Consider the following 21,964-nt stretch of genomic DNA (forward strand, 5'->3'; position numbering starts at 1 on the left):
CTTGTTCCCGAGGGTGCCTCAACTGGCCGCGGCGTCCATCAACTTGGTGACGCGGTCCGGGTCGCTGGTGCGCGGGCAGGTGGCGCAGGTGTCCTCGGGGCGCAGTGTGTAGAAGAGGCAGCAGCTCACCCGGTCGCGGGTGGGCAGCGACTCCCCGTTCGGGCCGGTCAGTTCACGGAACGCGGCGGAACCGGCGTACGGCCGGGTGGCTCCCGGCAGCAGCAGCTCCAGCTCGCTCATCGCGCGCTGCTCCTCGCCGAGGAGGCCGGCGATGTACCAGAGGCTCTCGACGATCTCGTCGGTCGCCATGCCCCACAGGGCGCGGCCGCGCCGCCGCATGCGCGGTCCGAAGCCGCCGAGTACGGGTTCCAGGTGCTCGGCCACCGCCGCCCGCACCTCGGCCCGCAGGGCCTCCTCGTCCGGTACGACGCGGGCGCCGGGCAGGCCCGCCGCGGGGTCGTCGGGCAGGCAGGCGAATTCGCCGGTCCGCACCGCCATGCGGCCGAGGGTGCGCTGGAATGTGACGTGCTCCACAGGGAAGCGGGGGACGCGCCGCTCCAGGAACCACGGCAAGGTGATCAGCAGGCAGGCCGGCCAGGCGTATCGGTGGAGTCCGAAGCTCGCCACCACGTCGGGGCGCGCCTGCTGTCCGTGGTCCTCGATCACCTGCGCCTCGTCCCACGCCAGGAACGCGTCGAGGTCCGCCCCGCCCTCCGCGAGGCCCGCGACGGCCACCCACCCGGCATCCTGAGGGGCCGCTTCCCCGGGCTCGAGTTCCATGACGCTCAGTCCGGGGAAGACCCCGGTCAGCCGGGCGTACGTGTCCGCGACGGCCGAACGGGCCGGACGTGCGCCGGCCAGGGCCGAGGCACCTGCGGTCGGGGCGGGAACGCGCATGCGGGGACCATCGCTTCACGATCGTTGACAGGTAAGCCTTACCTTACCCGGTGCGAGCGATGTTTGAACTGGCGGCTACTGGGCCTATGGTGCTTGACGGACGAGTAACAACCACCGCATTGGCCCCCAAGTGCCGACAAGCCCGGAGGAGGTTCCCGTGGAGCAGGCCGGCCCGCGCAGCGCGTACGGCTCCACCGGAGTGGGAATCCCGGACATGCGTACGGCGGCCGTCCGCGTGCCCGCGCAGCCGCAGGCCGTGGATGTGGACCGGGAGCGGGGTGTCGCCGCCCCCGGAGCCTCCGCGGTGGCCGCGGCCACCGGAGCCGCCGAACCGCCCGCTGTCGGCGCCGAGGTTCGTGGCGAGCACACGCACAGCGAGGCGCCCATCCCACGCCCCCGCGCCGAGGGCGCGCGTCCCGTCGTACAGCGTGCCTCCGTACGTGGGCAGATCCTCGACGCCCTGCGCACCGCACTCGTCGCGGGCGAGCTCGCGCCGGGGGAGGTCTACTCGGCGCCCGTGCTCGGTGAGCGCTTCGGGGTGTCCGCGACGCCCGTACGCGAGGCGATGCAACAGCTCGCGCTCGAAGGCGCCGTCGAGGTCGTACCCAACCGCGGGTTCCGGGTCGTCGAACGCGGCACACGCGAGCTCGCCGAGCTCGCCGAGATCCGTGCCCTGATCGAGGTCCCGGTGATGCTGCGGCTGGCCCGCACGGTGCCCGCCGCGCGCTGGTCCGAGCTGCGCCCGCTCGCCGACGCCACGGTACGGGCCGCGTCCCTGGGCTGCCGCGCGACCTACGCCGAGTCCGACCGCGTCTTCCACCGCGCGGTCCTCGCCCTCGCCGGCAACAGCCAGCTGGTGCGGATCGCCGACGACCTGCACCGCCGCGCCCAGTGGCCCCTGGTCGGCGGCCCCGCCACCCGCGGCCGCGCCGACCTCGTCGCCGACGCCGCCGAACACACCGCCCTCCTGGAGGCGCTCGTCGCCCAGGACCTGACGGTCGTGCAGTCGCTCGTACGGGAGCACTTCGCGGGCGCGTGACCTTCGCACACGTCGCCGGTATGTCCCCTTCGAGGCACCCGTGTCACGGACGTGTGGGTTCCGCGCGACAAGTCCCTTACAGGAGCAACCCGGTGGTCGGCCGGTGGCGTGCTCCCCCGCACAGGAACGACCACTCCTATCCTCGGGGGCGACCGACGATGTATCCCGCTCCAGGCCCGCAACGCTCCGACGATCTGCGCCGATTCCGCCAGATGAACGAACAAGGCCGCCGCGGGGGCTCCTGCCTCGGCGGCCTGCTGCAGCTGGCCCTCCTCGTGGGCGTCGTCGTCCTCTTCGTCCAGAACCCCGAACTGCGCACCGCGGCCTGGACGTTCGTCCAGAACCTGTGGGCGGACGTCCAGAACAGCTAGCGACAGCTATGCCGTCGCCGCCGGCGGATCCAACTGCTGCGCCAGCCAGGTCGGTACGCCGCCCAGGAGCCGGAACAGCCGTCCTGCCTCGGCGCGTAGCCGGGACGCCTCCGGCTCGGTCTCGGCGTCCGCGAGCGAGGCGAGGGCGGGGACCGTACCGACGAGGAAGCCCAACTCCTCGCGGATACGCAGGGATTCGGCGAAGCCGTGCCGGGCCTCCGCCAACTCGCCCTCTTGCAGGGCGAGTCCGGCGAGGTGGCGCCAGGTGAACGAGAGCAGCAACAGGTCGCCCTGCGCCGTGGCGCCGGCGTGGGCACGCCGGTAGGCGGCGCGGGCGGACTCCGGTGAGTGCGCGAGGTTCTGGGCGACCAGACCGCGCCGGAAGTCCAGGAGCGCCCGCCCGGGCGCCCCGGGTGTGGTCAGCGCGGCGGCCCGGCTCAGCGCGGCCCGCGCCTCGTCCGCCCGGTCCCGTACGCCGAGCAGCGTTGCCGCGTACGCGAGCTGCCCGCGCTCACACGCCGCCGCACCCCGCTCGTCGTCGGTCCGGGCCACCGCCTCCGCCGTCCGTAGCGCGTCCTCCGCCTCGGCCCAGCCCTGCTCGGTGTACAGACACCCCTCCACGAGAAGCGACGCCCTCTGCAAGGCCGCTCCCGCGGTGCGCGGATCGAGCAGCGCCGCCGCGTCGGCCCAGCAGGCCCGCGAGCGCAGCCGCCATACCGCGGTCTGGAGTGGATCGTCACCTGCGGTCGTTCCGGAACCAGACATGGCGGAATGCGCCACGTTGCCCTCCCCGAGCACACCATTGAGCTGTTGAGTGGTGGCATCTCAGCACGGATCACCGGGCCCGGCCAAGGGGGTGGGTGAAGGATTTCACAAAGTCATGGCTGTCACTCGGCGCATCCGAGGAGCCAGAAATCAGCTCATTCGCAGTGCCAGGAAGAAGTCCAGCTTGTCCTCCAGGCGCGAAAGATCACGACTCGTCAACTGCTCGATACGCCCCACGCGATAGCGCAGCGTGTTGACGTGCAGGTGGAGACGGGTGGCGCAGCGCGTCCAGGAGCCGTCGCAGTCGAGGAACGCCTCCAGGGTGGGAATCAGCTCGGCGCGATGGCGACGGTCGTAATCCCGCAGCGGATCGAGCAGCCGGGCCGTGAACGCCCGGCGCACGTCGTCCGGCACGAAGGGCAGCAGCAGCACGTGCGAGGCCAGTTCCTGGTGCCCGGCCGCGCACACCCGCCCGGGGCGCGCCGCGGCGACCCGACGGGCGTGCCGGGCCTCCTCCAGCGCGCCGCGCAGCCCCTCCGCCGAGTGCACGGAGGCGCTGACGCCGAGTGTGAGCCGCCCGTCGTCGTTCAGGCCGGCCGTCAGTGGGTCCCGTACGGCCTCAAGAAGCGTGTCGGCCACCAGCCCGGACTCCGAGCCGTCGTGCTCCGAGGACACCGCGGGGAGCGCCAGCAGGGCGATCGCCTCCTCGCCGGTGTGCGCGACGGCGATGCGGTCGGAGTGCTCGGGGCCCGCCGACCGCGGGTTGACGAGGATCTCCTCCAGGAGGGCCTGGGCGACCGGGCCGCCCGCGATGTCGCCGCCGTCCCACTCGACGCGGGCCACCACCACCTGCCAGTGCGGGGCCGCGCCGAGCCCCGGCAGCAGCACCGGAGCGGCGACCCGCAGCCGCGCCGCGATCTCGGCGGGCGCGGCGCCCGTCTGCACCAGCTCCAGGACCTCCTGCGCGAGCCGCCGCCGCACCGTGCGCGCCGCGTCCCGCCGCTCCCGCTCCACCGAGATCAGCTGGGTGACGCCCTGGAGCAGATCGAGCCGCTCGTCGGGCCAGTCCCCGGCGTCCGCCTCGACCGCGAGCAGCCAGTCGGAGAGCACCGTCTCGCGCACGTCCCGGGACGCACCCGCGGAGCGGCCCGAGGAGGGGACCGGGAAGAGCGAGTACGTCGTCGTGCCGACCGCGACCCGGTGCGGCCCCCGGCGCCCGGTGCGCGCCGCCGCCAGATGCGCGGCGGCCAGCTCGGCGCAGACGTCCGCGGGCAGCGCGGCCCCCGCGAGCTTCGAGCCCGCTATGGGCCGTCCGGTGGGGGAGAGCACCCACGCCCGCAGATCCAGGTCGGAGCCGAGCAGGTCCAGGACCACATCGGGTCCGCCGCCCGCGGGGCCGGACGTCATCATCCGCCGGTGCCGGTCCACCACGGCCGCCAGATCCCCGGCCCGCTCGCCCGACACCTGCCGTACGACGTGCTCGGTGATCGTCGCGAAGGCCACCGACTCGTTCACCCCGAACAGCGGCAGCCGGTGCCGTGCGCAGGCCTGGATCAGATCGTCCGGGACGTCGCCGAGCTCCGCCTCACCCGCGGCGAGGGCCGCGACCCCGGCGCCCGCGAGGATGCGTGCGAAGGGCTCGGAGTCGGCGGCGTCGTGCCGCCAGGCGAGACCGGTGAGGACCAGCTCGCCGCCCGAGAGATAGCGGCTGGGGTCCTTGAGGTCCGTGGTCATCACACCGCGTACGGTGCGGTCCAGCTCGTTCTCGCCGCCGAGCAGCCGCAGGCCCAGCGCGTCGGTGTCCAGCAGTGCGCGCAGCCGCATTCTCGTCGCCGCCGATCTTTGTCTCGAAATCTACGATGGATCTGTATGGCTCTGGGGTGAAGACCCCGCGGGAGGATTCACCACCCGCCTGAGCCTGTGTCCTGGGCTTTCGAGAGCTGTGCTCACTGTTTCCAGGGAAGAACAGGGAGGTTACTGACGGCCTCCGTTCATACGAATCTACAAGATGCGCACCCTGGCCAGCCAACTCCTTCATGGTTTCAGTGACTGACCCCCATGGAGCACGGCGCTGTGTACTGGCCCCACTCCGCGTAAACAACTCATGAACGAGCCGGGCCCGCCGCACCCGATCTGGCTTGATCAGAACCACCGCGACCACCACGATACGAATGAAGAGAGCCACTCATGGACTTCCTTCGCCCCGCCAGCTGGGAGGAGGCGCTCGCCGCCAAGGCTGAGCACCCCACCGCTGTGCCGATTGCGGGTGGCACCGATGTGATGGTCGAGATCAACTTCGACCACCGCAGGCCCGGGTACCTCCTCGATCTGAACCGCATCGGCGAGCTGAGCGACTGGGAGGTCGGCGAGGAGAGCGTGCGCCTGGGCGCCTCCGTTCCCTACACCAAGATCATGGAGCAGCTGCGCGGCGAGCTGCCCGGCCTTGCCCTCGCCTCCCACACGGTGGCCTCCCCGCAGATCCGCAACCGCGGCGGCGTCGGCGGCAACCTCGGCACCGCCTCCCCGGCCGGCGACGCCCACCCCGCCCTTCTCGCGGCGGGCGCCGAGGTCGAGGCCGAGTCCGTCCGCGGCACCCGCCTGATCCCGATCGACGCGTTCTACACGGGCGTGAAGCGCAACGCGCTCGCTCCCGACGAGCTCATCAGGGCCGTACACATCAAGAAGGCCGACGGCCCGCAGCAGTACTCCAAGGTCGGCACCCGCAACGCCATGGTCATCGCGGTCTGCGCCTTCGGTCTAGCCCTGCACCCGACCTCGCGCACGGTCCGCACCGGCATCGGTTCCGCCGCGCCCACGCCCGTCCGCGCCAAGGCCGCCGAGGAGTTCCTGAACGCGGCGCTCGAAGAGGGCGGCTTCTGGGACAACGGCAGGATCATCACCCCGTCGGTCGCCAAGCAGTTCGCGGACCTCTGCTCCGCAGCCTGCAACCCGATCGACGACGTCCGTGGCACGGCGAGCTACCGCCGCCACGCGGTCGGCATCATGGCCCGCCGCACGCTCACCTGGACCTGGGAGTCGTACCGCGGCGCCGCCGCCAGCACGGAGGGAGTCGCGTAATGCGCGTCAATTTCACGGTCAACGGCCGTCAGCAGGAAGCAGACGACGTGTGGGAGGGCGAGTCCCTTCTGTACGTGCTGCGCGAGCGGATGGGACTGCCGGGTTCCAAGAACGCCTGCGAGCAGGGCGAGTGCGGCTCCTGCACGGTCCGCCTCGACGGCGTACCGGTGTGTTCGTGTCTCGTCGCGGCCGGTCAGGTCGAGGGGCGCGAGGTCGTCACGGTGGAGGGGCTCGCGGAGTACGCGAAGCAGCGCTCCTGCGGTACGGGCGCCTGCGGTACGTCGGGCACGTCGCTCCAGGACGCCCAGCAGTGGAACTCCAAGCCACAGGACTCCCACACCGGCGAAGGCGGCGAACTCGCCCCCATCCAGCAGGCGTTCATCGACGCGGGCGCCGTCCAGTGCGGCTTCTGCACCCCGGGCCTGCTGGTCGCGGCCGACGAGATGCTGGAGCACAACCCGACGCCGACCGACGCGGACATCCGCGAGGCGCTCTCGGGCAACCTGTGCCGCTGCACCGGCTACGAGAAGATCATGGACGCGGTCCGTCTGGCGGCCGCCCGGCAGTCTGAGGCGGTCTGACCATGGGAACGACCGGTACACCCACCAACATCACCCAGGGCTCCAAGACCAAGGGCGGCATCGGCGAGTCGACGCTGCGCCCGGACGGCACGCTCAAGGTCACCGGCGAGTTCGCGTACTCGTCGGACATGTGGCACGAGGACATGCTCTGGGGCCAGATCCTGCGCTCCACGGTCGCGCACGCCGAGATCGTGTCGATCGACACCTCCGAGGCGCTCGCACAGGCCGGCGTCTACGCCGTCCTGACGTACGACGACCTGCCGACAGCGGTGAAGAACTACGGCCTGGAGATCCAGGACACCCCGGTCCTCGCCCACGGCAAGGTCCGCCACCACGGCGAGCCGGTCGCGATCGTCGCCGCCGACCACCCGGAGACCGCGCGCCGCGCCGCCGCCAAGATCAAGGTCGAGTACCGCGACCTGCCGGTCATCAGGGACGAGGCGTCCGCGACCGCGCCGGACGCGATCCTCATCCACGAGGGCCGCGACGACCACCACATCGGCCATGTCCCGCACCCGAACATCGTGCACCGTCAGCCGATCATCCGCGGCGATGTCGCGGCGGCCCGGGAGCGCGCCGACTTCATCGTCGAGGGCGACTACACCTTCGGCATGCAGGACCAGGCGTTCCTCGGCCCGGAGTCCGGCCTCGCCGTGCCGTCCGAGGACGGCGGCGTCGAGCTCTACATCGCGACCCAGTGGCTGCACTCCGACCTCAAGCAGATCGCCCCTGTCCTCGGCCTGCCCGAGGACAAGGTCCGGATGACGCTCTCCGGCGTCGGCGGCGCGTTCGGCGGCCGCGAGGACCTGTCGATGCAGATCCACGCCTGCCTGCTCGCCCTGCGCACCGGCAAGCCCGTCAAGATCGTCTACAACCGCTTCGAGTCCTTCTTCGGGCATGTCCACCGCCACCCCGCCAAGCTCCACTACGAGCACGGGGCGACCAAGGACGGCAAGCTCACGCACCTGAAGGCCCGGATCGTCCTGGACGGCGGCGCGTACGCCTCCGCCTCCCCGGCCGTCGTCGGCAACGCCGCGTCGCTGGGCGCGGGCCCGTACGTCATCGAGGACGTCGACATCGAGGCCATCGCGCTCTACACCAACAACCCGCCCTGCGGCGCCATGCGCGGCTTCGGCGCGGTGCAGGCGTGCTTCGCGTACGAGGCCCAGATGGACAAGCTCGCCGACAAGGTGGGCATGGACCGGGTCGCGTTCCGGCAGCTCAACGCGATGGAGCAGGGGACGGTCATGCCGACCGGGCAGCCGGTCGACTCCCCGGCGCCGGTCGCCGAACTCCTGCGCCGCGTCAAGGCGATGCCGATGCCGCCGGAGCAGCAGTGGCTCGCGGCCGGCGAGGCCGCCGACGTACGCCAGCTCCCGGGCGGCCTCTCCAACACCACGCACGGCGAAGGCGTCGTACGCGGCGTCGGCTACGCGGTCGGCATCAAGAACGTCGGCTTCTCCGAGGGCTTCGACGACTACTCGACCGCTCGCGTGCGGATGGAGGTCGTCGGCGGGGAGCCGGTGGCCACCGTGCACACGGCCATGGCGGAGGTCGGCCAGGGCGGTGTCACCGTCCACGCGCAGATCGCCCGTACCGAGCTGGGTGTCACGCAGGTGACGATCCACCCGGCCGACACACAGGTGGGCAGCGCCGGTTCGACGTCCGCGTCGCGCCAGACGTACGTCACCGGTGGCGCCGTCAAGAACTCCTGCGAGCTCGTCCGCGAGAAGGTCCTGGAGCTCGGCCGCCGCAAGTTCGGTACCTACCACCCGGCTTGGGCCACCGCCGAACTGCTCCTGGAGGGCGGCAAGGTCGTCACCGACGGCGGTGAGGTCCTCGCCGACCTGGCGGACGTCCTGGAGGACGAGGCCGTCGAGATCGAGGCGGAGTGGCGGCACCGTCCGACGGCGGCCTTCGACCTGCGCACCGGGCAGGGCTTCGGCCATGTCCAGTACACCTTCGCCGCGCACCGTGCCGTCGTCGAGGTGGACACCGAACTCGGTCTGGTCAAGGTCATCGAACTGGCCTGCGCCCAGGACGTCGGCAAGGCGCTCAACCCGCTGTCCGTCATCGGCCAGATCCAGGGTGGCACCGTCCAGGGCCTGGGCGTGGCGGTCATGGAGGAGATCATCGTCGACCCGGTCACCGCGAAGGTGCGCAACCCCTCCTTCACGGACTACCTGATCCCCACCATCCTCGACACGCCGACCATCCCGGTCGACGTGCTCGAACTCGCCGACGCCCACGCCCCGTACGGGCTCCGTGGCATCGGCGAGGCACCGACCCTGTCGTCCACCCCGGCCGTCCTCGCGGCGATCCGGAACGCGACGGGCCTGGAGCTCAACCGGACGCCGGTACGGCCCGAGCACCTCACCGGCACCGCCTAGCACTCTCCGGGCGGCGCGGGGAACGTCACACTTCGCCGCGTCGCCCGGAGTACTCAAGTACCGCACCGCTCGCGGAACTTGATGCACCACCACGTGTCACACCATCACATGTCAAGAAACGTTCGTCTCGGGCCGTCCCCCGGGTCGTGCGGCCGAAGCACTTTCCCAAATCCCGCAGCCACCCAAGTGGTTGAGCGGCCGTCAGGGCGGCTTGCGCGGGTGTCCCTTTGAACCTTGGGAGCAGGCCCACATGACCCAGCAGTCACTGGAGCCGAAGACCGTCGCGGACGACGCGGGCGCGGGTAGCCGCGTCCCGGCCGGACGGTCCTGGCTCGACCGGTACTTCCACATATCCCAGCGGGGTAGCTCCGTCGCGCGTGAGGTGCGCGGCGGCGTCACGACCTTCATGGCGATGGCGTACATCCTGCTGCTCAACCCGCTGATCCTGTCCGGCAAGGACGTCGCCGGGAACACGCTCGGCCAGCAGGCACTGATCACCGCGACCGCGTTCGCGGCGGCCTTCAGCACGCTCCTCATGGGCTTCTTCGGCAAGGTGCCGCTCGCCCTCGCCGCCGGACTCTCCGTCTCCGGTGTGCTCTCCTCGCAGGTAGCCCCGCAGATGACCTGGCCGCAGGCCATGGGCATGTGCGTGATGTACGGCGTCGTCATCATGCTCCTGGTCGTCACCGGCCTGCGCGAGATGATCATGAACGCCATCCCGCTGGCGCTGAAGCACGCGATCACCATGGGCATCGGCCTGTTCGTCGCGCTGATCGGCCTGGTGAAGGCGGGCTTCGTCCACCAGGGCGAGGCGACCCCGGTCTCCCTCGGCCCGGCCGGTGAACTCGCCGGCTGGCCCGTGCTGCTCTTCGCGGCGACGCTCCTGCTGATCTTCATGCTCCAGGCCCGCGCCATCCCTGGCGCGATCCTGATCGGCATCGTCGTGGGCACGATCCTGTCCGTCGTACTGAACGCCCTCGGTGTCATCGACCCCAAGCAGTGGGCGAGCGGCGCCCCCGAACTGCACGGCAGCGCGGTCTCGATGCCGGACTTCTCGCTCTTCGGCGACGTCGAGTTCGGCGGCTGGGGCCAGGTCGGCGCGATGACGGTCGGCATGATCGTCTTCACGCTGGTGCTCGCCGGGTTCTTCGACGCGATGGCCACGATCATCGGCGTCGGCACGGAGGCCAAGCTGGCCGACGCGCAGGGCCGGATGCCGGGTCTGTCCAAGGCACTGTTCATCGACGGCGCGGGCGGAGCGGTCGGCGGTGTCGCCGGCGCCTCGGGCCAGACGGTCTTCGTCGAGTCGGCGACGGGCGTCGGGGAGGGCGCCCGTACGGGCCTGTCCTCGGTGATCACCGGTCTGTTCTTCGCGGCCTGCCTGTTCTTCACACCGCTCACCGCGATCGTCCCCGGTGAGGTCGCGGCGGCTGCTCTGGTCGTCATCGGCGCCATGATGATGATGAACGCCCGGCACGTGGACTGGGCCGACCGCGCCACCGCGATCCCGGTCTTCCTGACCGTCGTGATCATGCCGTTCACGTACTCCATCACCGCGGGGGTCGCGGCCGGAGTCATCAGCTATGTCGCCATCAAGATCGCCCAGGGCAAGGCCCGGGAGATCGGGGCGTTCATGTGGGGCCTGACGGTGATCTTCGTCGTCTTCTTCGCCCTCAACCCGATCGAGAGCTGGATGGGCGTGCACTGACACGCACGCCCTTCTGGATCCCTCCGCGCAACCGCTGCTACATCGTCCAAGGAGACCGAGACATGCTGGACATCGCCGAAGAGCTGCACCGGTGGGTCGAGCGGGGACGCGACTTCGCCGTGGCCACCGTGGTGGCCGTCGGCGGCAGCGCACCCCGCCAGCCGGGAGCCGCACTAGCCGTCGACTCCGACGGCACGGCGATCGGCTCGGTCTCCGGCGGCTGCGTGGAGGGTGCGGTCTACGAACTGTGCCAACAGGCGTTGGAGGACGGGGAGTCGGCCCTCGAACGCTTCGGCTACAGCGACGACGACGCGTTCGCGGTGGGGCTGACGTGCGGCGGCGTCATCGACATCCTGGTGACGCCGGTCCGCTCCGGCGATAGCGCCCGGCCGGTGCTCGCGGCCGCGCTGGCCGCCGCGGCGGGCGGGGAGGCGGCCGCGGTCGCGCGGATCGTGACCGGCCCCGCCGAACTGCTGGGGCGCGCCGTTGTCGTGCGCCCCGACGGCTCGTACGAGGGGGGCTTCGGCGCCCATCCCGAGCTGGACCGGACCGTGGTGGGCGAGGCGGCCGCCTTCCTGGACGCGGGCCGTACCGGCACCCTGGAGATCGGGGAGCAGGGCTCTCGTTGTGGAGCACCGCTCACGGTTCTGGTGGAGTCGTCGGTACCGCCGCCCCGCATGATCGTCTTCGGTGCGATCGACTTCGCGTCGGCGCTGGTACGCATCGGCAGGTTCCTGGGGTACCGCGTGACGGTGTGCGACGCCCGCCCGGTCTTCGCGACGGCCGCCCGCTTCCCCGACGCCGACGAGATCGTCGTCGACTGGCCGCACCGGTACCTGGCCCGCACGGAGGTGGACGCCCGGACGGTGCTGTGCGTACTCACCCACGACGCCAAGTTCGACGTCCCGCTCCTCCAGCTCGCGCTACGGCTTCCGGTCGCGTACGTGGGGGCGATGGGCTCACGGCGAACCCACCTCGACCGGAACGAACGCTTGCGGGAAGTGGGCGTGAGCGAGCTGGAGTTGACGCGGCTCCGCTCTCCGATCGGGCTGGACCTGGGCGCCCGTACGCCTGAGGAGACGGCGCTGTCGATCGCCGCGGAGATCGTGGCCAACCGGCGTGGGGGGAGCGGGGTTTCGCTCACCGGGGCGCACACGCCGATTCATCATGATGCGGCTTCGGCTTCGGTGTCCGCTTCGGTGGGGCGGATCGGGTCGGTGGCCTGAGCGTACTTCGAGGGGGCATAAGCGAGCTGTATGCCCCGAGGAGCGGAGTGCCGGCTGACCAGGGTCCCGCGCCCGGGCGGCTGCCTGCTCGGCCTGACCGACCCCAGCAGCGTGCCTTCGGACGGATCGCCGGAGAGTACGACGCCCTGCGCACTGAGTTCCCCCATGCGGTGCAGGAACACCTCGTACGTCGACCTCGCGGCCCCGTACGTGCTGCGGGCCACCACCACGCGCAGACCGAGGTCGCGGGCGTACGGCAGATGTTCCAGGAGAGGTACGAGGGGATTGGTGCCGCTGGCGGCCACCAGGTCGTAGTCGTCTACGAGTACGTACACGTCCGGCAGATCGTGCCAGCTGCGGCTGCGGAGTTGCTCGGGCGTCACGTCGGGCCCGGGCATGCGCCGGGTGAGGGAGTCGGACAGTCTTTCCAGCACTTCGAGAAGTGCAGGCCCTGTCGTGCAGTGCTCGCGTACGTGCTCGCTCGGCAGTTCCCCGAGCAGGGACCGGCGGTAGTCGGCCACGATCAGCATGGCCTGCTTCGGTGTATGCGTCGATGCGATCTGACGCGCCAGCAGCCGCAGGAACGAGGACTTGCCGGATTCGTGGTCGCCGAAGGCGATGAACAGGGGGTCGGCCTCGAAGTTGAGGAACACCGGGGACAGCCTGGCGTCGTCGATGCCGATGGCGAGGTGGTGGTCGGGGACGTTCGCGTCGCGGGGCCTGGGCAGCTCGGCGGCGGGCAGCAGTTCCGGGAGGGTACGCACCGGGCGGGCTACCGGGCCCGACCAGTTGTCGCGCACCGAGGCGACCAGTTGGGCCGTCGCCTCGGACAGGTCATACCCGACCTCCAGCGCGTGGGAGTGGGTGGGAAGCGCTGTCAGGAAGTGCAGCTTGTCCTTGGACAGCCCGCGGCCCGGGACGCCCATGGGAACGCGAGCGGCCTGCCCGCGGTCGACTTCCGACTCCGTCGGGTCGCCGAGCCGCAGCTCGACCCTGCTGAGCAGCTGATCCCGCAGCATGGGGCGGACTTCCGAGTACCGTGAGGCGCTGATCAGGAGATGCACCCCGAAGCCCAGGCCTCGCGAGGCGATCTCGGCGATGACGGGTTCGAGGGCCTCGTAGTCATTGCGGAAGGTCGACAGGCCGTCGATGACCAGAAAGACATCGCCCCAGTGCTGGTCCTGCCACTCACCGGCCGCGCGCCCGAGCCGGTACTGCGCCATGGAGTCGATGCCGTGGGCGTGGAAGAACCTCTCCCTTTCTTCGAGGATGCCCGCCACATCGGCCACGGTGCGCCGCACCCGTTCTGTGGCCAGCCGGGTGGCGACGCCCCCGACATGGGGCAGTCCGGCCACCGCACCCAGTCTGCCGCCACCGAAGTCGAGGCAGTAGAACTGCACTTCGAGCGGGGTGTGGGTGAGGGCGAACGCGGCCACCAGCGTGGTGAGCAGGGTGGACTTCCCGGACTGCGGGCCCCCGATGATCAGGCCGTGGCCGCCGGCCCCCGAGAAGTCCAGGCCGACGCCGTCCTGGCGCTGCTCGAACGGCTTGTCGGCCAGGGCGAAGGGCACCCGCAGACCGCCGGCGGTTGCCTCTGCGGCCGGTGCCAACAACCCCTCCACGGAAGGCGATTCGGCCAGCGGAGGCAGCCAGATCCGGTGCGCGGGAGGGCCCGTCGCCGCCAGTTGGCCGACGATGACATCCAGCAGGGTGCCGCCCCCGTCTGCCTTGTCCGCATCGGGGCGCGGGCCGGAGACGTACGCGGCCTTGAAGCGGACCAGTTCCGTGCCGGCCTTGAGGTATCCGGCGCCGGGGTCCGCCGGCAGATGGTACGCGTCGGGGTAACCGAGCACCGCCCGTGACTCGGCGGCGGAGAACGTTCGCAGTCCGATGCGGTAGGAGAGATGGGCGTCGAACCCTCGGAGTCCGCCCTCTTCGAGGCGCTGTGTGGCGAGCAGCAGATGAACTCCGAGCGCCCGGCCGACACGGCCGATCTGAATGAACAGGTCGATGAAGTCCGGTTGCGCGGACATGAGTTCCGAGAACTCGTCGATCACCAGGAGAAGTGTGGGCAGCGGGGGCCGACCGGAGCTCGGGTCGCTCCTCCGGTACTCATGGAGGCTCGTGTATCCCCCTGCGTTCCGCAGCAGTTGCTGGCGCCGGTGGAGTTCGCCGTCGATCGCTTCACGCATCCGCTCGACGAGGGTCAGATCGTCGGCGAGGTTGGTGATGAGGGCCGAGACATGCGGCAGGCCCGCCATGCCGGCGAAGGTCGCGCCTCCCTTGAAGTCGACCAGGACGAAGTTGAGTTCCTCGGAGGAGTGGGTGGCGGCGAGGCCGAGTACCAGCGTGCGCAGCAGCTCGGACTTGCCCGATCCGGTCGCCCCCACGACCAGGCCGTGCGGGCCCATTCCGTGCTGCGAGCTGTCCTTGATGTCGAGCCGCACGGGCCGGCCGTTCTCACCCACCCCGATCGGCACGTCCAGCGGGCCAAGGGCCAGCTGCCGGTGCAGCAGGGCCGGCATGTCCAGCGCCGCGGCATGGTCGATGCCCAGCAGTCCGGTGAACGACGCCGCCCTGGAACTTGCCGGACGAACGACGCCTCGGCCTTCCCGAAGCGGCATCCACCCCTCCCGCACCCGTTCCGCGGTCTCGGTCAGGGACTGGCGCGCCGCGACGGGCCCGGTGCCGTCGTCGAACCGCGGGACCGCGACACGGAAACGCCGGCGCCGGAACAGCGCCCAGCCGACGGTGACGCCCGACGACAGCGCCGGGTCGACGTGGGACTCCTCCGGGTCGTCCAGGGCGAGTTCCACGCGGGTACCGAGGAGACCGAGCAGGTCGGTGGAGAAGTCGCTCCAGCGCCGGGCGGTGACCAGGAGATGGACTCCGTAGTTCAGTCCGGTGTTGGCCAGGCGGTGCACCTCGTCCGCGAACGCGGGGTTCTCCCAGCAGAAGTCGAGCCAGCCGTCGACCACGAGAAAGACGTCGCTCGCCGCGCCCGCCTCGATCCGCTCCGTGGAGCGCAGGGCGCGAAAGGCCTCGATGGAGTCGATGTCCAGATCGCGGAACAAGGTGCGCCGCGTGGAGATGACGGCCTTGACCGCGGTCAAGGCCCCCTCGACGGCGCTGTGTTCATGAGGGGCGGCGAACATCCGTACATGCGGCAGCGAACGCAGCACCCCGAGCCGGTTGACCGCGCCCTCCAGCAGGTAGAACTCGGCTTCGTGCGGGGTGTGTGTGAGGGCCAGCGACATGACCACCGAGCGCAGCGTCGTGGTCTTGCCGCTGCCCAGCTTTCCGACGACTGCCGCGTTCCCGTCCCTGTTGGAGAAGTCGACGCACATCAACTCGCCACCGGAGCCGGTCTCCAGGCGGCCGACAGGCGCCATCAGCCTGGACGCGCCCTCCCACGCGTCGCAGATGAAACCCCGGTCGACGGTCTCCACTGGCGGCGGGAGGATGGAGCCGAGCGTGAGTTCATCCGCCACGGCCGCCCGGGCGGCGGGTCCGGCCGCCGCGTCGATCCAGGGTGCGTACGCCAGCGGAACGTTCCCCTCGCACTGGCCCGACTTGGTCGGTGTCTGCTCGGGCCCGGCCTGGTTGATCACGGTGTCGTGCACATAGGTGTAGAGCTCTTCCGGGGTGATCACTCCGTCGCGGTTCTGGTCCGCAAGGCCGGTGCTCAGCCCCTCGATGACGGCGGAGGTGAACCGAGGCGCCGACAGGCTGTTGTCCAGGGCCAGGTGCTCGCCCTCGTACGCGTACTCCAGCGCGGTCGACGCCGTGATGACGAACGTGCCGCGTCCGACGAGCGCTTTCTCCACGTCGACCGGGGCGGCGGACATGGGGGTGCCACGATGGAAGAGCCCGCTGTAGCAGCAGTCCAGCAGCACGATCTTGGTACGGGCCTGGCACTCGTCCAGCAGTTGGTGGATGAACGCGGCCGGGACGGCGGTGGTGTGCGGCCGCCTGAGCTGGGTCCCCAGGGTGGCGAAGAAGAGCCGGTCCGCGTCGTTCCGGATGCCATGACAGGCGAAGTAGAGCAGGACGAGATCGTCGGGGGAGCGGTCGCTGAGGACTTCCTCGATCGCGCTCTCGATCTCCTCCTTGGGCCGGTTCAGCAGCTCGCGCACGAAGTCGAATCGGCCGACCGCGGGGTCCTCGAGCAGCGCCTTGAGGTCGGAGGCTCCGCGGGCCGGGGCTCTGAGCTGGTTGAGACCGGGGTCCTGGTAGCCGTCAGTCGCGACCAGCAGTGCGATCCGGCGTCCCGCCATCGCCAACTCCCGACTGGCCGCTGATGTTCTGGCTCGGCGTGCCGACCGTTTCGGCGGTGATCCGCGAGGACACCGCCTCGACCAGCGCGTGCTGGTCCTTGGTGGACAGGGCACTGAACGAGCCCTTGTTCCCGTCGAACTCCCACTCGACGGACCGCGCCTTCGAGCGTTGCACAAAGGCCACCAGGACATTGCTCACGGCCTTGAGCGCGGCCGCGGAGAAGGCACCGCTGAGCACCAGCACCCCGAGGTCGTACCCCACACCCGCCATCGAGTCGGCAGGGGCCGCCTCGGTCTTGCGCTCGACTCGCAGCACGCCCAGTGTGCGCAGATCCCGGTACAGGCTGCTGACCTGATGGCTGGTCTGATCGGTGGTTGCCTCGGGACCCGAGTCGATCCGGAGCTCCAACTGGTGCACGGTCACCCCTTTCACCGGTGCTCCCGTGGCACCGGCCCGCAGGGTGATCGTATCCGCATCGCGTGAAAGGTGACCCGAGTTCGGCGTGAGGCATGTGTGCGGGCGACCACGTGGGCGGAGCCCTGAATCGTGGGTGTGCAGTTGTCTTGACGGGCGTGCGATACGCGACCACGCTCAGGTGGGAGCGCTCCCGCAAGTCCCTGGCGACCGTTGCGACCCAGGAGTGACCCGTGATGAGACGTGCCTCAACGTGCCTTGCTGCCATGTCGCTGGGACTGGCGGCCCTCACCCTCGCCCCGACCGGAACACAAGCCGCGGACCCCCTCGACCGTGGCCCCTCCCTGTACGTCCCCGACGCCAACCCGGCGGCATACCGGCAGGCCTTCGACCTGGCCCGCGCGGGCCAACTCCTGGACGCCGCGGGCATCGTGGCCATGGTGAACACCCCGCAGGCCGTCTGGTACGGCGACCAGACGCCGGCCCAGGTGGAACGGCTGATCCGGGAGGTGACGCGGGACGCGGACCGGGAGGGGGCGATCCCGGTGTTCGCGCTGTACAACATCCCCGGACGCGACTGCTCCAACTACTCGGGGGGCGGGGCCTCCAACACGGCGGAGTACAAGGCGTGGATCGACGCGGTGGCGCGCGGCATCGGCGGCCGCGACGCCCTCGTCACGCTCGAACCCGACGCCCTCGCGCTCCTTCCCGCCGACTGCGGCCAGGACGACGCGCAGGGTACGAAGACCGCGGCCCGGTACGCGGAGGTCAACTACGCGGTGTCCGTGCTGGAGCCGCTGTCGGGAACGCGCGTGTACCTCGACACCGGCCACCCCGGCTGGCACACCGTCAACTCCATCGTGCCGCGCCTGATCAAAGGCGGCGTCGCACACGCCTCCGGCTTCTACACCAACGCCTCGAACTACAACACCGACGACGCCAACTCCTGGTACGGCAAGCTGATCTCGTCGTGCCTCGCGTACGTCGAAGGAGGCGGCGACGTCGCCGCGTGCCCCCACCAGTGGTGGCCGCGGGCCGACGCGCAGGCCTGGCTCGACTCCCACGTACACGTGCCCGCGTCCCGGATGAAGCACTTCGTCACGGACTCCAGCCGCAACGGACAGGGCCCCTGGACCCCGCCCGCCGGCAAGTACCCCGACCCACAGGACTGGTGCAACCCACCGAACCGCGGCCTGGGCACCCGCCCGACCCTGCGCACCGGCGACCCCTTGCAGGACGCCCGACTGTGGATCAAGACCCCGGGCGAGTCGGACGGCCTGTGCCTGCGCGGCACGCCGGGTCCGGAAGATCCCGAGCGCGGGACGATCGACCCCGCCGCGGGCGACTGGTTCACGGAACAGGCACTGGAACTGGTGCGGTTCGCCAAGCCGCCGATTCTCGGCTGACGTGCACTGCGACGCGACAGGCTCGCCTGCCTGCGCCTGCCTGCGCCTGCCTGTACCCGCCCATCCCCGTCAGTCCCCCCGCAACAGCCCCTCCACCGCCCGCCCGAACATCCACCGCCCCGCCCACGCCAGCCCCCCGTCGAGGAACCCAGGCAGCCACCGCACCCTGATCTCCTCCCGCCACACCACCCGAGAACCCCCGCCGCCCTCCGGATGCACCTCGATCTCGGCCCATCCCGTCACGAACGAGCCGCGCTTGACCAGTCGGCACATGCCCGGAACGTCTCCTTCCGGGGGCTGCCACACGACCACCTCCATCGGGTCGTCGAAGGCCACGGGGCCGAGCCCCGACCGTGCCACGAAGACGGTGCCCTCATGGGTCGGGGGCGGCGTGATCACGGTGACGCGGGTCAGCGGGACCACATCGGCGTGCCGGGGCCAGTCGGTGAGGCGTCGCCAGCTCTGGTCGACGGGATACGGAGAAACGCGCTCCAGCAGGAAAAGGGCCACGGGGTGATCGTAGGCAGCGGAACGCGAGGGCTGGACGCGGTGTTCTGACGTGGCGCGTGCGGCTGGGCCCTGTCGGTGGCGTCCGCCCGACACATCCCCTCAGCTGCGAGGAGCCCGCGATGACGTTCGACACCTCCCCGCCCGTCGCGCCCGACCAGCTCACCATCGTCCCCGCCAACTAGGCGTCCTGGGACGACCTGCACGCGATCTTCGGTACCGCCGACTACCCCTGGAGGCGTACACGATGATCACCCAGCCCGGCAAGGAGATCACCTGGGGCGAACTGCACGTCGGCAGCCGTGATGTGTTCGCCGACGCCGGGTTCACCGAGGTGAGTCATCCGAGTCCCCGGCGCGTCGTCATGCGCGTCGACTTCTGGGCGCTCCGGTTCTGAGCGCTCCTGTTCTGACCGCTCCGGCACGCTACTTCGCCTCGGGTGCTCCCCGGTGTTCGCCGGAACTCCCCTTGCGTGTGGGGTCAGTTGTCATCTCTTTGCCAATTGTCGACAGTTGGGACACGGCTGTTATTAGGTATGCCTTCGTCCTGGGCGCGGCGGCACTGGCCGCGCTGCTCACGGTGGGCGGCTGGTTCGTCCACCGCCGTGCACGGGTGAAGCGGTAGTCGTACGACGGTGGACGGCAACGAGGGCTTCCCACGCATCTGGGGAGCCCTCGTTGCCGTACGGCAGGGGTCAGGCGGCGACAGGCAGCCCCGGCGTCCGGAACACCCGGTGCTCGGCGTCGACAGCGAACACCTCGCAGCCCTCCCGCGCGGCGGCCCACTCGATGCCCTCCGGGCCCATCGCGAACGCGGCGGTCGCCGTGGCGTCGGCCTCGGTCAGCGAGGCGGCCACGACGGTCATGCTGAGCAGTCCGGTCGCCGGACGGCCGGTGCGCCCGTCGACGATGTGGTCACCGCGTTCGTAGCGCGCGGACGTCGCCACCGCGCCGTCGGTGATCTCCAGCACCGTGCACAGCCGGTCGGCCTGTTCGGGGTGACGTACGCCCACCCGCCACGGGCCGCCCACCGAGGCCACATCGCCACCGGCGTTCAGGCAGAACTTCGCCGCCCCGCGCGCCGCCAGCAGATCCGCGGCCCGCTGCACCGACCAGCCCTTCACCATCGCGCAGGGATCAAGACCGCGGCCCGGCAGCCGCACCTGGAAGGCGCCGAGAGTCGCGACCCGGTAGTCCTCGCACAGGTCGAGGACCTCGACCAGATCAGGGCTGAGCTGATAGGGCGCCAGCTCGCCCCGGTCCAGCCGGGACACCTCGCTGTCGGGCCTGAACGGGCTGAACCGCGCGTCGACCTCACGCAGCCACGCGAACACCGCGTCCGCGGCCTCCTCCTGGGCATCCGCGTCCCCATCCCCATCCCCATCATCGATCCGCAGCGACACCGGGAACCCCATCACCTGCTCAACTCGCCTCACCTCAGGCGCCCTTGGCGTCGATGGCGGCCTGGAGGGACTCCTTGTAACCGTCGCTGGTGATCGTGGCGCCGGAGACGGTGTCGATGTCCGCGCTCTGTGCCTGAAGGGTCTCCTGGATCAGCACGGGCACGGCCGCCGTGGTCTGCGGGTGGTTCGGCTGCACCAGCATCCGTACGGAGGCGATCGTGTCGCCCTCGAAGGTCACCTCGACCTGCACGTCGCCCTTCTCGGTGGCGACGGTGGTGCCCTGTACGACCTGCGTGGCGTCGGCCGACGCGGACGGTGAGGAACCCGATGACGATGACGACGAGGAAGAGGAAGAGGGCGACGACGAGGGCGTAGGGGCCGCCGGCGCGGCGACCGTGGTGCTGGACGTCGTATCGGCGCCCGGTTGATAACGCCACACCGTGATCAGGCCCAAGGCGGACAGGGCGACGACAGGCAGTACTCGCTTCACTGTGTTCCCCTCATCCAGCCAGGCTGAAGCGCTCGGAATGGATCTGCGGTTTGGGCACGCCCAGCTCGCGCAGGGTGCGCAGGACGGCGCCGGTCATGCCGGGCGGGCCGCACACATAGACGTCCCGGTCGGCGATGTCGGGTACGACCTTGACGAGCTCCGGCGGCGCGAGCCGGTCCGGCACGGGCGGTCCGGTGATCAGGTGGAGTACCGCGCCCTTCGCGTGGGCGAGGTCGCGCAGCTCGTCGTAGAGGACGGCGTCCTGATCCCTGGCGACCCGGTAGATGAGGACCACGTGGCCTTCGAGTTCCTCGAGGAGCGCCCGCATCGGGGTGATGCCCACGCCACCGGCGATCAGCAGGGCGTCCGGCCGCGTCCGGTGCATCGTGGTGAAGGCGCCGTACGGGCCCTCGGCGAAGACCCGGGTGCCGACCTTCACGTGCCGCAGGGCGGCGGTGCCGGCGCCGGCCGTCTTCGCGGTCAGGCGCAGCGTCCGGCCGTCCGGGGCGGCCGACAGCGAGAACGGGTTGGCCTGCCACCACCGGTCCCTGGTCAGGAACCGCCAGAGGAAGAACTGGCCCGCCCGCGCGGGCAGTTGGTCCAGGTCACGCCCCGTCATGTAGATCGACACGACGTTGTCGGACTCGGGGACGACCGCCGAGACCCGCAGCTGGTGGCGCAGGTTCCGCCAGAGCGGGAGCACCACCCGGCCCAGGAACACCGAACCGAGCGCCGTGCCCCACATGCCCCACCAGTACGCCGTGGCCGCCGGCGAGGTGGTGAAGGTCGTACCGACCCCGACCTGGTGCGTGAACGCCAGCACCACGGCCACGTACGTGTAGAGGTGTATGAAGTGCCAGGTCTCGTACGCCAGTCGGCGCCGGGCGAACCGTGCCGACACCGCGCCGATCCCGATGATCAGCACCAGCGCCACGATCGCCCGCAGCACGCCCTCGACGGTCTCGGCCAGGTTCACCAGCTGGTCCACCGGACCCATCGACGAGGACTCGGCGTAGCCGAAGGTGATGAAGACGGCGTGCCCGAGCAGCGTCCACAGCAGGCCGAAGCCGACCCAGCGGTGCCAGGATGTCAGCCGGTCCATGCCGATCCGCCGGTCCAGCCACGGCAGCCGGGCGACCAGCAACAGCTGGAAGGCCATCAGGAGAGCGCCGTACAGCCCGGCCACCCGCCCGATCAGGATCAGGGCGTTCGTGTCGCGCGGGGACTGGAGGAAGAAGACGGCCACCACGCCCACGTTCACGGCCAGCAGGGCGTACAGGCCCGCGCGGGCCACCACCTTGGGGCGTACCGCTGTGGGGGGCGGTTGGAGACGTTCGACAGTCGTCACGGACGGGAGCTCCTCGTTCGGGTCCGGGGACACCGAGCCTGCCGGGTGGGAGCTGTCGTTTTCC

General features: G+C 70.7%; 19 protein-coding genes. 10 read left to right on the top strand and 9 right to left on the bottom strand.

Going from position 1 to position 21,964, the window contains the following annotated elements; all coding sequences use genetic code 11:
* Positions 1-18: 18 nt before the first annotated feature.
* Positions 19-780, bottom strand: a complete 762-nt coding sequence (locus AB0N66_RS01535; protein ID WP_365427294.1) for a (2Fe-2S)-binding protein — start codon at positions 778-780, stop codon at positions 19-21.
* Positions 781-1,111: 331 nt separating this feature from the next.
* On the opposite strand from AB0N66_RS01535, the gene AB0N66_RS01540 reads away from it, so the two are divergent.
* Both AB0N66_RS01540 and AB0N66_RS01545 read left to right on the top strand, forming a co-directional pair.
* Entirely contained in the window at positions 1,112-1,936 is an 825-nt protein-coding gene (locus tag AB0N66_RS01540) for a GntR family transcriptional regulator (RefSeq protein WP_365427297.1), read from the top strand.
* A gap of 212 nt (positions 1,937-2,148) precedes the next feature.
* Positions 2,149-2,307, top strand: coding sequence for a hypothetical protein (locus AB0N66_RS01545; RefSeq protein ID WP_365426848.1), 159 nt, complete (start codon positions 2,149-2,151; stop codon positions 2,305-2,307).
* 6 nt (positions 2,308-2,313) lie between these two features.
* Here the strand turns inward: AB0N66_RS01545 and AB0N66_RS01550 are convergent, their stop codons facing one another.
* Entirely contained in the window at positions 2,314-3,087 is a 774-nt protein-coding gene (locus AB0N66_RS01550; RefSeq protein ID WP_365426851.1) for a hypothetical protein, read from the bottom strand.
* Between the two features lie 135 nt (positions 3,088-3,222).
* On the bottom strand, positions 3,223-4,896 hold the full coding sequence (locus AB0N66_RS01555; RefSeq protein ID WP_365426853.1) for a PucR family transcriptional regulator ligand-binding domain-containing protein: 1,674 nt from the start codon (positions 4,894-4,896) through the stop codon (positions 3,223-3,225).
* A gap of 363 nt (positions 4,897-5,259) precedes the next feature.
* Here AB0N66_RS01555 and AB0N66_RS01560 point away from each other — a divergent pair, with 363 nt between their 5' ends.
* The 5 genes from AB0N66_RS01560 (at position 5,260) to AB0N66_RS01580 (ending at position 12,055) form a co-directional block, all read left to right on the top strand.
* Positions 5,260-6,150: a xanthine dehydrogenase family protein subunit M gene (locus tag AB0N66_RS01560; RefSeq protein WP_365426856.1), complete on the top strand. Its 891-nt coding sequence runs from the start codon at positions 5,260-5,262 to the stop codon at positions 6,148-6,150.
* Positions 6,150-6,731 (top strand): (2Fe-2S)-binding protein, encoded by a 582-nt coding sequence (locus AB0N66_RS01565; RefSeq protein ID WP_266473784.1) that lies wholly within the window; start codon positions 6,150-6,152, stop codon positions 6,729-6,731. The genes AB0N66_RS01560 and AB0N66_RS01565 overlap by 1 nt, the downstream gene beginning before the upstream one ends.
* A 2-nt stretch (positions 6,732-6,733) precedes the next feature.
* On the top strand, positions 6,734-9,121 hold the full coding sequence (locus tag AB0N66_RS01570) for a molybdopterin cofactor-binding domain-containing protein (RefSeq protein ID WP_365426860.1): 2,388 nt from the start codon (positions 6,734-6,736) through the stop codon (positions 9,119-9,121).
* Positions 9,122-9,371: 250 nt separating this feature from the next.
* Complete coding sequence (locus tag AB0N66_RS01575) at positions 9,372-10,829, top strand: NCS2 family permease (protein ID WP_365426863.1); 1,458 nt, start codon at positions 9,372-9,374, stop codon at positions 10,827-10,829.
* Positions 10,830-10,891: 62 nt separating this feature from the next.
* Entirely contained in the window at positions 10,892-12,055 is a 1,164-nt protein-coding gene (locus tag AB0N66_RS01580) for an XdhC/CoxI family protein (protein ID WP_365426866.1), read from the top strand.
* Here the strand turns inward: AB0N66_RS01580 and eccCb are convergent.
* Positions 11,995-16,332, bottom strand: a complete 4,338-nt coding sequence (gene eccCb / locus AB0N66_RS01585; protein WP_365426869.1) for a type VII secretion protein EccCb — start codon at positions 16,330-16,332, stop codon at positions 11,995-11,997. The genes AB0N66_RS01580 and eccCb overlap by 61 nt on opposite strands.
* Positions 16,295-16,765 (bottom strand): hypothetical protein, encoded by a 471-nt coding sequence (locus tag AB0N66_RS01590; protein ID WP_365426872.1) that lies wholly within the window; start codon positions 16,763-16,765, stop codon positions 16,295-16,297. The genes eccCb and AB0N66_RS01590 overlap by 38 nt, the downstream gene beginning before the upstream one ends.
* Positions 16,766-17,013: 248 nt before the next feature.
* Between AB0N66_RS01590 and AB0N66_RS01595 the strand changes: the two genes are divergently transcribed.
* The gene (locus AB0N66_RS01595) at positions 17,014-18,153 is read left to right on the top strand and encodes a glycoside hydrolase family 6 protein (protein WP_365426875.1); all 1,140 of its coding nucleotides are present in this window, start codon (positions 17,014-17,016) and stop codon (positions 18,151-18,153) included.
* A 69-nt stretch (positions 18,154-18,222) separates the two neighbouring features.
* Here the strand turns inward: AB0N66_RS01595 and AB0N66_RS01600 are convergent, their stop codons facing one another.
* A complete protein-coding gene (locus AB0N66_RS01600; RefSeq protein WP_365426878.1) occupies positions 18,223-18,663 on the bottom strand; it encodes an SRPBCC family protein in 441 nt (146 codons plus the stop codon).
* Between the two features lie 244 nt (positions 18,664-18,907).
* Between AB0N66_RS01600 and AB0N66_RS01605 the strand changes: the two genes are divergently transcribed.
* Complete coding sequence (locus AB0N66_RS01605) at positions 18,908-19,057, top strand: hypothetical protein (protein ID WP_365426881.1); 150 nt, start codon at positions 18,908-18,910, stop codon at positions 19,055-19,057.
* A 98-nt stretch (positions 19,058-19,155) separates the two neighbouring features.
* The gene (locus tag AB0N66_RS01610; RefSeq protein ID WP_365426884.1) at positions 19,156-19,284 is read left to right on the top strand and encodes a hypothetical protein; all 129 of its coding nucleotides are present in this window, start codon (positions 19,156-19,158) and stop codon (positions 19,282-19,284) included.
* 70 nt (positions 19,285-19,354) lie between these two features.
* Here the strand turns inward: AB0N66_RS01610 and AB0N66_RS01615 are convergent, their stop codons facing one another.
* The 3 genes from AB0N66_RS01615 to AB0N66_RS01625 are packed head-to-tail and all read right to left on the bottom strand — an operon-like array spanning position 19,355 to position 21,900.
* Complete coding sequence (locus AB0N66_RS01615) at positions 19,355-20,095, bottom strand: FAD:protein FMN transferase (protein ID WP_365426887.1); 741 nt, start codon at positions 20,093-20,095, stop codon at positions 19,355-19,357.
* 1 nt (position 20,096) lies between these two features.
* Entirely contained in the window at positions 20,097-20,552 is a 456-nt protein-coding gene (locus AB0N66_RS01620) for an FMN-binding protein (protein ID WP_365426890.1), read from the bottom strand.
* Positions 20,553-20,562: 10 nt separating this feature from the next.
* Positions 20,563-21,900: a ferredoxin reductase family protein gene (locus tag AB0N66_RS01625; protein WP_365426893.1), complete on the bottom strand. Its 1,338-nt coding sequence runs from the start codon at positions 21,898-21,900 to the stop codon at positions 20,563-20,565.
* Positions 21,901-21,964: the final 64 nt, after the last annotated feature.

Origin of the sequence: Streptomyces sp. NPDC093544, from assembly GCF_040683495.1 — a bacterium.
In the GTDB taxonomy this organism is placed as follows: domain Bacteria; phylum Actinomycetota; class Actinomycetes; order Streptomycetales; family Streptomycetaceae; genus Streptomyces.

Coding starts and splice junctions, on each gene's coding strand:
- AB0N66_RS01535 (WP_365427294.1), bottom strand. CDS start 780: ATGGAACTCGAGCCCGGGGAAGCGGCCCCTCAGGATGCCGGGTGGGTG.
- AB0N66_RS01540 (WP_365427297.1), top strand. CDS start 1,112: ATGCGTACGGCGGCCGTCCGCGTGCCCGCGCAGCCGCAGGCCGTGGAT.
- AB0N66_RS01545 (WP_365426848.1), top strand. CDS start 2,149: ATGAACGAACAAGGCCGCCGCGGGGGCTCCTGCCTCGGCGGCCTGCTG.
- AB0N66_RS01555 (WP_365426853.1), bottom strand. CDS start 4,896: ATGCGGCTGCGCGCACTGCTGGACACCGACGCGCTGGGCCTGCGGCTG.
- AB0N66_RS01560 (WP_365426856.1), top strand. CDS start 5,260: ATGGACTTCCTTCGCCCCGCCAGCTGGGAGGAGGCGCTCGCCGCCAAG.
- AB0N66_RS01565 (WP_266473784.1), top strand. CDS start 6,150: ATGCGCGTCAATTTCACGGTCAACGGCCGTCAGCAGGAAGCAGACGAC.
- AB0N66_RS01570 (WP_365426860.1), top strand. CDS start 6,734: ATGGGAACGACCGGTACACCCACCAACATCACCCAGGGCTCCAAGACC.
- AB0N66_RS01575 (WP_365426863.1), top strand. CDS start 9,372: ATGACCCAGCAGTCACTGGAGCCGAAGACCGTCGCGGACGACGCGGGC.
- AB0N66_RS01580 (WP_365426866.1), top strand. CDS start 10,892: ATGCTGGACATCGCCGAAGAGCTGCACCGGTGGGTCGAGCGGGGACGC.
- eccCb (WP_365426869.1), bottom strand. CDS start 16,332: ATGGCGGGACGCCGGATCGCACTGCTGGTCGCGACTGACGGCTACCAG.
- AB0N66_RS01595 (WP_365426875.1), top strand. CDS start 17,014: ATGTCGCTGGGACTGGCGGCCCTCACCCTCGCCCCGACCGGAACACAA.
- AB0N66_RS01605 (WP_365426881.1), top strand. CDS start 18,908: ATGATCACCCAGCCCGGCAAGGAGATCACCTGGGGCGAACTGCACGTC.